We start from the raw sequence: 12,278 nt of genomic DNA, 5'->3' as shown, positions 1-12,278 counted from the left end.
GACAGGTGGAGGCAGAGGCGGAGGAGCAAGGTATGGCCCGTGGACCGTACACGGGCCCATGCACTGGCGCGGGCATTGGGCGAGGCCGGGTGGGAATGAGCGGAACTGGTTGGGACTGTTCGGGACTGTTCGGAACTGGGCAGAGTTGGGCTGAACGGGGCAGGGCCGGGCAGCGCTTTACAAGCGGGGACGGGCGAGGTAGCCAGAGTGCTTCCCACGCGACGGTCCGGCAGCGGCGCGGTGGTGCCGGGGGGCGCCGCCGACCGGGGCGCCGGGATACGGCCCGGCCCGATCTGGCCCGATCTGGCTGTCTGGCCAGCATGCGCCCCACGCTCCGTCCGTCGCCCGCATTCGCGCAACCGGTTGCCCGTCTTTCGCAAGGAGCCGCCATGCATAGCAAAGAAACCGCCCTCGTGGTCCTGTCCGGCGGGCAGGATTCCGCAACGTGCCTGGGTTGGGCGCTGGAACGCTTTGGCCGGGTGTCCACCATCGGCTTTCATTACGGTCAGCGCCATACCGTGGAAATGGACTGCCGCCTGCGCCTCATGGACGAGGTGCGTCGCCTGTCCCCCGGCTGGAACGAACGCCTGGCCGACGACACCACCGTGGAACTGGCCCTGTTCCGCGAACTGGGCAGCACCGCGCTGACCCACGACGTGGCCATAGAGATGGGCCGCAACGGGCTGCCCACCACCTTCGTGCCGGGGCGCAACCTGGTGTTCCTGACGGCGGCGGCGGCCCATGCCTATCGGCAGGGCATCCGGCACATCATCATCGGCGTGTGCGAGACCGACTATTCCGGCTACCCCGACTGCCGCGACGACACCATCAAGGCCATGCAGGTGGCGCTGAACCTGGGCATGCAGTCACGTTTCGTGCTGCACACCCCGCTGATGTGGCTGACCAAGGGCGCCACATGGGATCTGGCCCGGCAGGTGGGCGGCGACGCCTTTGTGGAGGTGGTGCTGGAGCACACCCATACCTGCTACAACGGGGTGCGCACCACCCGTCATTCGTGGGGCTATGGCTGCGGTGACTGCCCGGCCTGCGAACTGCGCCGCCAGGGTTGGGCAGACTACCTGCGCAGTTGTTCCGGCGGCGGGTGCTGATGGGCTATCGGGTCAAGGAAATCTTTCACTCGCTGCAAGGCGAGGGCATGCACGCCGGGCGCGCCGCCGTGTTCTGCCGTTTTTCCGGCTGCAACCTGTGGACCGGGCGCGAACAGGACAGGCCGGATGCCGCGTGCCGCTTCTGCGATACCGACTTCACGGGCACCGACGGCCCCGGCGGTGGGGCGTTCGAGGATGCGCAGGCGCTGGCCGCCGCCATTCTTGCCGCCTTTCCGTACCCACTGGACCCGCTGGACCCACTGGACGGGGACGGTTGGCGGCCCTATGTGGTGTTTACCGGTGGCGAGCCGGCCCTGCAACTGACGCCGGAACTGCTGGACGTGCTGCACGCGCGCGGCTGCCGGTGCGGGGTGGAGACCAACGGCACCCTGCCCCTGCCCGCCGGGCTGGACTGGGTGACCGTCAGCCCCAAGGCGGGCACGCGCCTTGCCGTGACGCAGGGTGATGAACTGAAGCTGGTCTGGCCGCAGCACGGTGTGGACCCTGCCGATTTCGCGGGGCTGGACTTCGGCCACTTCATCCTGCAACCGCGCGACGACGCGACATGTGGGGCAGGCGGCAATGCCAGCGGTGCGGACCATGTCGCCGCCTGCGTGCGCTATTGTCTGGAACATCCGCGCTGGCGGCTGGGGTTGCAGACGCACAAGTTTCTGGGCATCCGCTAGACGCCGTACAACATGGTGCGATAGCCCCAGACACTCGGCGCTCCGCGCGGTCCGGGCCTGATCCTGACATGCCCCTGACCTGTTCCGGGTGTGATCCGGACGTGCCGGGCAGCATCATCTAGATACCACGCCGTGCCCGCACGGCTGACACACAGGCCGCCGTGCCCGCACGGCCGGCATACAGGCAGGACGGATGGACATCTTCGTTACGCTTACCTTCGACGCGGCACACCGGCTGCCGTGCGTGCCGCAGGGGCATAAGTGCGGCAACCTGCACGGACACACCTTTACCGTGGAAGTGCACGCGCGCGGCCCCGTGGGCGGCGAGACAGGCTGGGTGATGGATTTCGGCGACCTGAAGCGGCTGGCGAAGCCGGTCATTGACCGGTTGGACCACGCCTATCTCAATGACATTCCCGGGCTGGAAAACCCCACCAGCGAATGCATTGCCCGCTGGTTGTGGCGCGAACTGAAGCCTGGCCTGCCGCAATTGTGCCGTCTGGTGGTGCGCGAAAGCCCCACTTCCGGAGCGGTGTATGAAGGGGATGGCAGGGCCGGGTAGCCCCGCCGGCTCGAAGGCAGCTGCCGGGCCGGAGGCAGCTGTCTGAACCAAAAGGATGAACGCAAGAAGGGGCGCCCCGTGGGGTGCCCCTTCTTGCGTCTGGCATTGTGCGGAAGCTGGCGGGCATCAACCCTGCTTGTCGGCCACCTCGCGCGGGGCGGCCTTTTTGCCGGAGGCAGGCGTCTTGTCCGCCGTGGATTTGGTGGAAGAGGACTTTTTCCTGGCGGCCTTGGGGGCAGGCTCCTGGTCTTCCGCCTTGGCCACGGCCTTGCGCTCGGGCTGTTTCGCCTGGGCCTGGGCACTGGCCTTGGCCCCGGATGCCTTGGCCGATTTGGACGCGGAGGCCTTGGGGGTGGACTTTTGCGCGGTCTTGGCGGGGGCGTCCTTTTTCGCCGTGGCGGTCGCCTTCTTCTTTTTGGACTTCTTCTGCACAGGGGCTGTCTTGGCGTCTTCCGACGTCTTGGCGGCGGCCACAGATGTCTTGCGCGATTTTGCAGACTTTGTGGATTTGGCCGCTTGGGCGGAGCGGGCGGATTTGGATGACTTGCGCAGTTCGGCGTAGGCTTCGCTGTTGGTCTTGTGCAGGTTCAGGGCGTAGTCGGCGGGCTTCATGCCCGCCAGCAGCGTGGAGACGTTCTTGCCTCCCCCGGCCACGGAGCGGAAGCCCGCCTCCACCAGCCGGTTCACTTCCTGGGCGCGGGCCTGGGTGGTTTCCGCGCCCAGAACCACGGCCAGCAGCCGGGTCTTGCCGCGCCTGACCGTGGAGATGATGTTGTAGCCGGAAGCGAACACCCACCCCGTCTTGAGGCCGTCCGCCCCTTCGCAGTTGCCCAGCAGGGGGTTCTTGTTGGTGGTGATGACCTTGTTGTGCTTGATGAACTTGGTGGAGTGGTAGCGCAGGGCTTCCGGATACTGGGCAAGGTAGGAGCGGGAGAGTGCAAGCATGTCGCGCGCGGTGGTGTGCTGCCCGGCGGCGGGCAGGCCGTGCGGGTTGCGGAACACGCTGTTCTTCATGCCCAGCGCCTTGGTCTTGGCGTTCATCATCTGGACGAAGTTGTTCACGTTGCCGCCGATGTATTCGGCGGTGGCAACGCTGGCGTCGTTACCGGAGGAAACGGCCATGCCTTCCAGCAGGTCGTCCAGGGTCAGGGTTTCGCCCTGTTTCAGGAACATGCGCGACCCGCCCGTGGAGAAGGCGCGGCGGCTGACCTTGACGGTGTCCTTGAGGGACGCCTTGCCCGCGCGCACCTGGTCCAGGGCCACGTACATGGACAGCACCTTGGTGAGCGATGCCGGGGGGATGGGCTCGTCGGCGTTCTGTTCGTAAAGGATGCGGCCTGTGCTCATGTCCAGCAGCATGGCGGAACGCACATCAAGTGATTCGTGCGTGGAAGCGTGTGCCATGGGCGCGGCGAGCAGCATGGCAACCGCCAGCACCAGAAGGACAATGCCATACGGGTGGGCCGGGCCTGTCGGGCAGGTAGAGTTAGTCGGGCAGGCCGGGGGGATGAACCGGAGGGGAAGGGCCGTATGGCCGGGAACGGTGCGGTGCATGCGCATGCGCTGTCTCGTCTTTCCGAGCCGGCCGCTCCGGGCCGGGAAATCGGTGTGTCGGCAGCGCGCCATGCGCGCCCCCTTTGCGATGCGTTGCCGGTATGGCCTTGCCATGAATCGGCCCGGCGTCGAACTCCGGTAGCTTTACCGGCCTCCGGGCCGTGGCTGGATGCCAATCCGGCTTGAGGAATGCGCGGCAAGGCATGGCGGAATGAGGGCGCTTCCCGCCCTGCTTCCGGATGCCGATGGCGCCCTGCCGCTTTCACTGTGTGGCGCTCGTGGCGCACGTGACAGGGGGCCACACCCAAGTCGGACTGGCCACACTCCTGTCTCCGCAACAAGCATTACTGTAGAGGCCGAGGCATGACAAGCATTCTCTGTCGAATGCGCAGAAAATTGCACGTGTTTTCAGCGCCGGGAATATCCGGACGGGTTCCGTGGTGGTGAAAATGGAATTGCAGGCCTTGCCTGAACGTGAACACGGTACCCTTGCGAGTTGACGTTGCACGCCAGCAAGGGGGTGTTGCATGTATGGCTTGTCGGGCGAAGGGTGGGCAGAATTTCGGCATGTTGAATATTTTCTAGAGTTTGCCGTGTGCGAGAGAATGGCTGGCAGCCCGCGCTGGTATTGGGTTGCCGGGCAGGCGCAGTGTTTCTGCTCCGATTGACCGCTCGGCGCAATCCATCTGCCACGCCGCAGTGGTGGTGCGTAGTGATGCATGCCCAGCCAGCTGTCATGCAGTATGGACCGTCCTTTTTGCGCAGGTGCGGGGTGCGGCGATGAACAGCGCCCGCAGCGGTGGGGAAGTGCCGGGCACAGCACACGGTCGGAGAGCGTGTGCTCTCCATGGGGATGGCTGGCACCGCAGGCGCATTTGCCGGGCGACGGGTATTTTCTGGTGAAATATATGTTATATCAGCAGGATGATGCCATAAAGCGCGGCAGCGATTGATTGCGCAAGGAATTGGCCGCTTGTGGGGATATCGCGCGGGTTGGTCAGTTAATCGCGCAATCGTGCAAGATTGAGCAGTCAGTCCGCGCAAGGTTGCGCGAAGCGGCCGTTTTTGGGCCATCGCTTGTGATAAAAATATTTATTTTAATTTTCAGTGTATTAAGTGTTGTTTTGAGGCGCGACGCCTTCGTCGCGGTCACGCAATGGCACGGGCTGTGCTCTGTAGCTGGGCAAGGACGTCGTGTCAGACCGCCGAGTCGGTCCGGATGGATGTCTTAACGGAAAGCGTGAACGCGGAGCGCAAACCTCCAACGGAGAGGACCGTCATGAACATCACCTTCGAAATCATCGGACAGAGTTGCGACCTCGCACTGCACCCCGTCTCGCCGCAGACGGCCGAGGCCATCCGCTCCAAGGGGCGCGAAATATACGCCGAAAAGTACATGAACTGGTGGCGCAAGGGGAACACCCGCACCTTCGGCATGCGCCTCGGTCCTGACAGCCTGGTCCGCCTGTTCGTGGATGGCCGCCAGACCGAACTGGACGAAAACCTGCTCTACCGCGACGTGACCACCATCCGCCGACGCATGTATCTGAACAGCAAGGCCAAGTATCTTGCCGTGCTGGGGTATGACGACGAGTGGTGTGCCTTCAAGTGGATATGGCACGACGTGAAGAATTTCGACCCCGCCAAGCTCAGTTTCCAGGTGCTGAACTGGGACCGCGTGATGAAGACGCAGGGGTATAACGTGGTGGACAACGTGTTCTACGACGGCCACCTGGCGGATGACGATTCGTGGTGCAACCCCAGCGGGTTCACCCTTATCGATCCGATGATCATCGACCTTGCGGACGTGCGCCGCGAGGTGGAGGCCGAACAGGCCGGTGACAGCAAGAAGGCGGCGTAACGCGCCGCAGGCAGATACTTCCGGTTGGGATTCCCGCCCGACTGATCGTAAGACCCGCACCCGTAGTAGCCCTACCCCTCCCTGCCCGAGAGCGGAGGTCCCCACACCCTCCGCTCTCCCCCTCCCTCAGGGCCCGCCGTCCGTAAGCGGCGGGCCCCGTCTTTTCTTTTGGCTCTAGACCATCAGGTCTTCGTTTTTTGATACCAGCCGCTTCAGTTCGGCAATGAGCTGGGGCAGGGGCTTGTTGTAGCGCCATTCACATTCTTTGAGGTGTAATTCAAAGTTCCTTTTCACCCCATTGAATTTCGTGAGGCGGCGCTTGGTGAAACTCCAAAAAGCCTCTATCCCATTAATATGAACGTTATTCTCGACGAAGTGCTTGGCTTTGTTGACGCGAAAGTGCTTGTCATACCCGACGTCAACCAAGCCCTCGTATCCTCGCCATCCATCGGAGTGGACGACGCTTTCAAGGGCGACCTTCCCCCGGATAATCGCCTGAAGCGACTTGGCTGAGCAGTCCGGCACCAGTTCGGTATATACGGAGCCGTTTCGCTCGTAGATCCCAAACACTGGCTGCTTGAGCGTGCCTCTTCCTCGCTTTCTGGGGCCAGGGCGTCCTCTGACCCTGGCGGGACCGAAAAAGCTTTCGTCAACCTCAACAACCCCTAGGATTTTCTCTTTTTGGGATGTCTGGTGATCGTAAATCAGCGTCCTGAATGCCAGAAAATACCTGTTCACGGTCTTCCGATTGAGCTTCAGGAGCAAGGCAGTTTTGGTGGCATCAATATCGATGCAAAAGCATTCAGCAATTTTTCCGGCTTTATATCGGCTTAATTTGCTGTTTTTAAACATGATACTAGCCTATCAGGGCTTAACCTGATGGTCTAGAGCCTTCTTTTTTCAGGTATCCCGGCATGGGGCGCAGAGTCCTTTTGTCTGACGCACGCCTGAAAAAAGCGTGAGAGCTCACTATATTTTTTTATAAATGAAAAAAATCACAATACACGCCAAAAGGCCGCGATAACCTGTGGAGTTTCGTGAAGAATGGGTTGTTCGACCAATGCACGACAGGGTGCTCCCGGTGTTTGAAGGGAACACGGGGCACGCAGAAATATTATTTAATATAGCATAGATATCCTGCTTCATGCGGATGCGGTGCGCACTCGTTTGGGTGATGTGAGCACCGGGTTTTCCGATAGGTTGAGTTGACAAACAGCGGGACAAGAGGCAGTTTGGGCTCGTCGTTGCTGTGTGAACAACCAGTACAAGCGACCCCAGTCTTGCCCCTTCATCGGAACCTGCCCGTTCATCACGATGAAGGTGGCGGCCCAGACACGGTTGCCGTGCCGGGCAGGCCGGAATTGCCCAGCGTTGACGCGGGCAGACCGGCGGGAGCGGGGTGGCGGTAGGTGTTCGGGCACGGTGACGACGCGATGCGCAAGAGCGGCGCGGGGCACAGGCGGCACGCAGTCCCACGGGACGGCGGACGGGCCCACCCCACATGCGATCTCACGGAGGGATCGCACGGCATCCGGGCAGCCGCACCGGATGCAGCCGGAAACCGAGAGGGCGCGTCGGCAACGAAATGGAGTCCGATCATGAACGTTACCCTTACCATCACCGGCAGAAGCTGCGACCTGGCCCTGCACCCCGTTTCGCCGCGTACGGCGCTGGCCATTCGTGCCAAGGGGCGCAAGATCTACGCCGAGAAGTACATGGACTTCTGGCGGCGCGGCAACACCCGCAATTTCGGCATGCGCATCGAGGCCGACACCACGGTGCAGCTCTCCCTCGACGGGTCCGAACAGACCTTCGACATGGGCGCACTGCTTGGCAACGTGTCCACCAGCATGAGCAACCTGTACCTTGACAGCAAGGCCAAGTACCTGGCGGTTATGGGCTTTGCCGAAGAAGTGTGCAGCTACACCTGGACCTGGAGCAACGTTGAAAGCTTCGATGCCGCTCGCTTCATGACCTGCATCACCGACTTCGGTCCGGTGCTGGGCAGCACCATGCGCGCCATCGACGAAGTGCGCTACGACACACTGTGTGCCGACGACTTCGCGTGGGGCAACCCTGGCGGCTTTACCCTCATCGACCCGGTGGTGCTGGACCTCGACCAGCTTCGCCGTGTGGCTCGCGCCGCGTAACGGGCGCCACGCCACCAACGCCTTCGGGCGCACAGTGACCGTCAGGGGGGAGCCGCAGGCTTCCCCCTTTTCTGTTGCCGGTTCAACGGACAGGCGCGGGGGCGGACTTGCAAGGGGCCTCGCGGGCATGCCACTATGGGCAACCAACGGGCCCCCGCCCGCCGCACACACGCCGCCCGAGCGGCACGCATCAGGCCCACTTGCGCCGCAACATCCCGCATTGCATGGAAGGTACGATGGAACTGCCTCTGCTTAAGGAATTCGTGGTCATCTTCAGCCTTTCGGTGGCTGTCATCTATTTGTGCCACTATGTGAAGGTGCCCGCCATCGTCGGCTTTCTGCTGACCGGCGTGGTGGCCGGGCCGCACGGCCTGGGACTGGTAAAGGCCGCGCACGAGGTCGAGATCATGGCCGAGGTGGGCGTGGTGCTGCTGCTGTTCACCATCGGGCTGGAACTTTCGCTGGGCGAACTGATGCGGTTGCGCAAGCCGGTGTTCCTGGGTGGGCTGGCGCAGGTGGCGCTGACCATCCTGGCCTTTGCGGGCGGGGCGGAACTGCTGGGCCTGCCGCACGGCACGGCGGCGTTCATCGGCTTTCTGGCCGCGCTGTCGTCCACGGCCATCGTGCTCAAGCTGTTGCAGGAACGTGCCCAGATGGACAGTCCGCACGGGCGCATCTCCTTGTCCATCCTGATCTTTCAGGACCTGGTCATCGTGCCCATGATGCTGCTGGTGCCGTTTCTGGCGGGCAAGGGCGGCGAGGCCGGGCCTTCTCTGCTGTTCACCATGGCCAAGGGAGCAGGCATCATTTTGCTGGTGTTCCTGCTGTCGCGCAAACTGGTGCCCGCGCTGCTGCACCGCATCGTGCGCACCCGCAACCGCGAAGTCTTTCTGGTTTCCACCCTGGCCTTCTGTCTGGCCATTGCGCTGCTTACCTCGTCCATGGGCCTTTCGCTGTCGCTGGGCGCGTTCCTGGCGGGGCTGATCATGGCCGAATCGGAGTACAGCCATAGCGCGCTGGAGGGCATCATGCCCTTCCGCGACGTGTTCACCAGCCTGTTCTTCATCTCCGTGGGCATGTTGCTGGACCTTGGCTTTGTCATCGACCATTTGCCGCTGGTCATCGGGGTGACCCTTTCCGTGCTGGCGGTAAAGTGCCTGCTGGGCGGCGGCGCTACCCTGATGCTGGGCTACCCCTTGCGCCCCGCGCTGATGGTGGGCCTGGCCCTGTGCCAGGTGGGGGAATTCTCGTTCGTGCTGGCCAAGGCCGGGGTTTCGTACGGGTTGTTCGACCGTAACGAGTACCAGCTGTTTCTGGCCGCCAGCATCATGACCATGGCGCTGACGCCGTTCCTCATCGCCGGAGCCCCGCGCATGGCCGACGTAGCCGTGCGCCTGCTGCCCGCCGGGGCGCGTCTGGCCCGGCGCGGCGAGGACGCGGCGGCGGAAGAGGCGGGCGGCGCGCACTGCGGCATGGACCTGACCAACCACCTGGTCATCGTGGGCTTCGGCATCGGCGGGCGGCACCTGGCCCGCGCGGCCAAGGCCGCTGGCATCGACTACACCATCCTGGAGATGAACCCGGACACGGTGCGCACCTTTGCGGCCAAGGGTGAACCCATCGCCTATGGCGACGCCTCGCACATCGCGGTACTGGAACACGCGGGAGCGTGCGCTGCGCGGGTGCTGGCCATCGTCATTTCCGACCCGGCAGCCGTGCGCAGCATCACCGACACGGCCCGCAAGCTGAACCCTTCGCTGCACATCGTGGTGCGCACCCGGTTCATCAGCGAAATTGCGGCGCTGCGCGACCTTGGGGCCAACGACGTGATTCCCGAGGAGTTCGAGACCTCGGTGGAAATCTTCACCCGGGTCATGAGCCGCTATCTTGTGCCCCGCGCCGAGATAGAACGGTTTGTGGAGGAAGTGCGCACCGAAAGCTATGACATGCTGCGCCAGGTGGACATCCGCACCGAGCCGCTGGCTGCGTTGTCCACCTACTTCACCGATTTCGACCTGAGCGCCATGACCGTGGAGCCCGGCAGCATGCTGGACGGCATGACCCTGCAACAGGCCGACCTGCGCCGCCTGCACGGGCTGACCCTGGTGGCGGTGAAGCGTGGCGAGGACGTGCTGCCCAACCCGGACGGCACCCTGCGCCTGATGGCCGGCGACGTTACCTACGTGTTCGGCCCGCATGCGGACATTGCGGCCAAGGCCGGACTGTTCGCGGCGCGACGGCGGGCCTGGGACACGGGCGAAGAGGAGCAGGGGCCTGGGCTGGAAGCCACGCTGGCCGATGGTTCCGGACCAATGGACGGCGCAGGTGAGACGCCGGGCGGCTCTGCTGCATCGGGCGGGACAACGCCCGGTGAAACGGCCTGATTCATGACGTACTGAAAAGACAGCCCCCGCGAAGAAGCTCTTCGCGGGGGCTGTTGTGTGCGGAATATTATCGAAAGGCCAAGGCGCAGGAGGGTCCGCCAAAGTAGGATTTTTGCCCGTTGGCAAGGAAAACGAGCCTGCCATAAGGGAGTATGCCTCAGCCGTTTGGCGAGTCTGCGAGCCTTACGGATGAGGACCGCAGCGCGCTCTTTCGTATTCGACCGAGCCTTAGCCGTTAGGCGAGCGCGCAGCGCGAGTCTTACGGATAAGGACAGCAAAGCCATGGCAGGTGGCGTTTGACGCCGCCAACGGGCAAAAAGACACTTTGGCGGCTATCCCTCGCGCAGGGCGGAGATGAGCCGCTGCAACTCCTCGGCCTGCGCGGCAAGGCCGGAAATGGCCGACTCGGCCCGCTCCATGCCCTCGGCGGTGCGGGCGGCCACCTGATTCACCTCGCCCACGGCGCGGCCCACCTGTTCGCTGGCGGCGGACTGCTGCTCGGCGGCGGTGGCGATGGAACCCACCTGGTCGGCGGTGCCGGTGACGATGGTCACGATGCGGTCCAGGGTGTCGCCCGATTCGCGGGCCAGCCCCACCGATTCGCGCACCGCCTCGCCCGCCTGCCGGGCGCCGTCGATGGACCGCGCCGCACCGTCCTGAATGGCCCGGATGGCGTTGCCCACCTCGTGGGTGGCCTGCATGGTCTTTTCGGCCAGCTTGCGTACTTCGTCGGCCACCACGGCAAAGCCGCGCCCGGCGTCACCGGCGCGTGCCGCCTCGATGGCCGCGTTCAGGGCCAGCAGGTTGGTCTGGTCGGCAATGTCGCTGATGACGCCCAGCACGCTGCCCACCGCGTCGGTGCGCTGGCCAAGGTCGCCCATGAACGATTCCAGTTCCTCGGTGCGGGTCCGGATGGCGCTGATGGCGTCCACCAGCCGCGTCACCGACCCGGCCCCTTCGGCGGCGCGGGTGCGCGCCTCGGACGCGCTGTCGGCTGCTTCCGCCGCGTTGCGGGCCACGTCGGTGGATGCGGCGTTCATCTCGTCCATGGCGGCGGCGGTTTCGGTGGCGCGGGCCGACTGCATGCGCGCCCCGCCCGCCGCCTCCTCCACCTGGGTGGCCAGCACCCCGGCAGATGCCGCCACCTCGCGGGCAATGCCCACGGCCTGGGCGGCAACGGCGGCGATCTTCTCGTTCTTGGCGCGAATGTCCGCCTCCTGCCGCCGGATGGTGGTCAGGTCGAAATACAGGGTGAAGGCCCCGGTCTGGTTGTTGTCCAGGTCGAACACCGGGTTGGCGTTCACCTGCAGGATGTGTTCACCGCCGTCGCCGGCCACGGTCATTTCGCCTTCCACGCGGGTGCGGGTTTCCAGCGCCTCGTCCGAACGGGTGCGGCGGCTGGCATCGCCAAAGAAGAATTCGCCCACCCGCTGGCCGTGGTAGTCGGCGGGTTTGCCAGGCTTGCCCGCCAGATCCAGCAGGATTTGCCCCACGAAGGTGATGCGGCCCGCGTTGTCCAGCGTCATGCACGGGAAGGTGCGCGAAATGGCGTCCAGAATGCCCTGTGCAAAGCCCAGGCGGTCTTTCAGCCGGGCCACCATGTTGCGGATGGAACCGCGCAGGGCGTCCAGTTCCGCAGGAAAGCTGCCGTCGATGACCGCGTTGAAGTCGCCCCCGGCCACGGCCTCGGCATAGGTTCCAAGGCGGTCGATGGGGGTCATGATGCGCGCCACGATGCGGAAGGCCACGGCGCAGGCGGCGGCCAGGAACACCCCCAGCGCGATGACGGCGGCCCCGGCCATGCGGGAGCCGATGGCCGAGGTCATGCTTTCCACCTCGGCACTGGCGGCAAGCGCCTCGGCAGAGTCCATCTGGGCCACCAGCGCCCAGCGGGTACCCAGCACCTGCACCGGCTGCCATGCAGCCAGCACGGCGCGCCCGCGCGGGTCGGTGGTCAGGGCCTGGCCGGTAT

The 12,278-nt window shown here is 64.3% G+C and carries 9 protein-coding genes and 1 pseudogene; 6 read left to right on the top strand and 4 right to left on the bottom strand.

All coding sequences use genetic code 11. The annotated features are described in order from the left end of the window. The first annotated feature begins 389 nt into the window (after positions 1-389). The 3 genes from queC to queD all read left to right on the top strand — a co-directional run bounded on the left by queC (position 390) and on the right by queD (position 2,357). Positions 390-1,109 (top strand): 7-cyano-7-deazaguanine synthase QueC, encoded by a 720-nt coding sequence (gene queC, locus DESTE_RS05980; RefSeq protein ID WP_035066016.1) that lies wholly within the window; start codon positions 390-392, stop codon positions 1,107-1,109. Next, complete coding sequence (gene queE, locus DESTE_RS05975; protein ID WP_035066013.1) at positions 1,109-1,795, top strand: 7-carboxy-7-deazaguanine synthase; 687 nt, start codon at positions 1,109-1,111, stop codon at positions 1,793-1,795. The genes queC and queE overlap by 1 nt, the downstream gene beginning before the upstream one ends. 193 nt (positions 1,796-1,988) lie before the next feature. Further along, positions 1,989-2,357 carry a 6-carboxytetrahydropterin synthase QueD gene (gene queD, locus DESTE_RS05970; protein ID WP_035066010.1) on the top strand — a complete coding sequence of 123 codons (369 nt, stop codon included), beginning with the start codon at positions 1,989-1,991 and terminating at the stop codon, positions 2,355-2,357. Between the two features lie 126 nt (positions 2,358-2,483). Here queD and DESTE_RS05965 read toward each other — a convergent pair whose 3' ends face one another. Next, entirely contained in the window at positions 2,484-3,917 is a 1,434-nt protein-coding gene (locus DESTE_RS05965) for a D-alanyl-D-alanine carboxypeptidase family protein (RefSeq protein WP_035066006.1), read from the bottom strand. Positions 3,918-5,190: 1,273 nt separating this feature from the next. Here DESTE_RS05965 and DESTE_RS05960 point away from each other — a divergent pair. Then, positions 5,191-5,772, top strand: coding sequence for a hypothetical protein (locus tag DESTE_RS05960; protein WP_035066003.1), 582 nt, complete (start codon positions 5,191-5,193; stop codon positions 5,770-5,772). Between the two features lie 174 nt (positions 5,773-5,946). Here DESTE_RS05960 and DESTE_RS05955 read toward each other — a convergent pair whose 3' ends face one another. Further along, complete coding sequence (locus tag DESTE_RS05955; protein WP_035066000.1) at positions 5,947-6,624, bottom strand: IS1595 family transposase; 678 nt, start codon at positions 6,622-6,624, stop codon at positions 5,947-5,949. Positions 6,625-7,370: 746 nt separating this feature from the next. Here DESTE_RS05955 and DESTE_RS05950 point away from each other — a divergent pair. Further along, the gene (locus DESTE_RS05950) at positions 7,371-7,922 is read left to right on the top strand and encodes a hypothetical protein (protein WP_035065997.1); all 552 of its coding nucleotides are present in this window, start codon (positions 7,371-7,373) and stop codon (positions 7,920-7,922) included. Positions 7,923-8,158: 236 nt separating this feature from the next. Next, positions 8,159-10,306, top strand: coding sequence for a monovalent cation:proton antiporter family protein (locus DESTE_RS05945; RefSeq protein WP_035065994.1), 2,148 nt, complete (start codon positions 8,159-8,161; stop codon positions 10,304-10,306). A 332-nt stretch (positions 10,307-10,638) separates the two neighbouring features. Here DESTE_RS05945 and DESTE_RS18665 read toward each other — a convergent pair whose 3' ends face one another. Together DESTE_RS18665 and DESTE_RS18660 are read right to left on the bottom strand one after the other, a co-directional pair. Then, on the bottom strand, positions 10,639-11,649 hold the full coding sequence (locus tag DESTE_RS18665) for a methyl-accepting chemotaxis protein (protein WP_425411705.1): 1,011 nt from the start codon (positions 11,647-11,649) through the stop codon (positions 10,639-10,641). Positions 11,650-11,946: 297 nt separating this feature from the next. Next, positions 11,947-12,027: pseudogene (locus DESTE_RS18660) on the bottom strand (hypothetical protein); the annotation flags it as partial. Positions 12,028-12,278 lie beyond the last annotated feature (251 nt).

Source organism: Nitratidesulfovibrio termitidis HI1, from assembly GCF_000504305.1.
Classification (GTDB): Bacteria; Desulfobacterota; Desulfovibrionia; order Desulfovibrionales; family Desulfovibrionaceae; genus Cupidesulfovibrio; species Cupidesulfovibrio termitidis.
The sequence above is the reverse complement of the archived record's forward strand: the minus strand, read 5'-3'. Positions and strand labels throughout refer to the sequence as shown.

Excerpts from the sequence above, each read along its gene's own strand:
- queC (WP_035066016.1), top strand. The coding sequence starts at position 390 with ATGCATAGCAAAGAAACCGCCCTCGTGGTCCTGTCCGGCGGGCAGGAT.
- queE (WP_035066013.1), top strand. The coding sequence starts at position 1,109 with ATGGGCTATCGGGTCAAGGAAATCTTTCACTCGCTGCAAGGCGAGGGC.
- queD (WP_035066010.1), top strand. The coding sequence starts at position 1,989 with ATGGACATCTTCGTTACGCTTACCTTCGACGCGGCACACCGGCTGCCG.
- DESTE_RS05965 (WP_035066006.1), bottom strand. The coding sequence starts at position 3,917 with ATGCGCATGCACCGCACCGTTCCCGGCCATACGGCCCTTCCCCTCCGG.
- DESTE_RS05960 (WP_035066003.1), top strand. The coding sequence starts at position 5,191 with ATGAACATCACCTTCGAAATCATCGGACAGAGTTGCGACCTCGCACTG.
- DESTE_RS05955 (WP_035066000.1), bottom strand. The coding sequence starts at position 6,624 with ATGTTTAAAAACAGCAAATTAAGCCGATATAAAGCCGGAAAAATTGCT.
- DESTE_RS05950 (WP_035065997.1), top strand. The coding sequence starts at position 7,371 with ATGAACGTTACCCTTACCATCACCGGCAGAAGCTGCGACCTGGCCCTG.
- DESTE_RS05945 (WP_035065994.1), top strand. The coding sequence starts at position 8,159 with ATGGAACTGCCTCTGCTTAAGGAATTCGTGGTCATCTTCAGCCTTTCG.
- DESTE_RS18665 (WP_425411705.1), bottom strand. The coding sequence starts at position 11,649 with ATGACCGTGGCCGGCGACGGCGGTGAACACATCCTGCAGGTGAACGCC.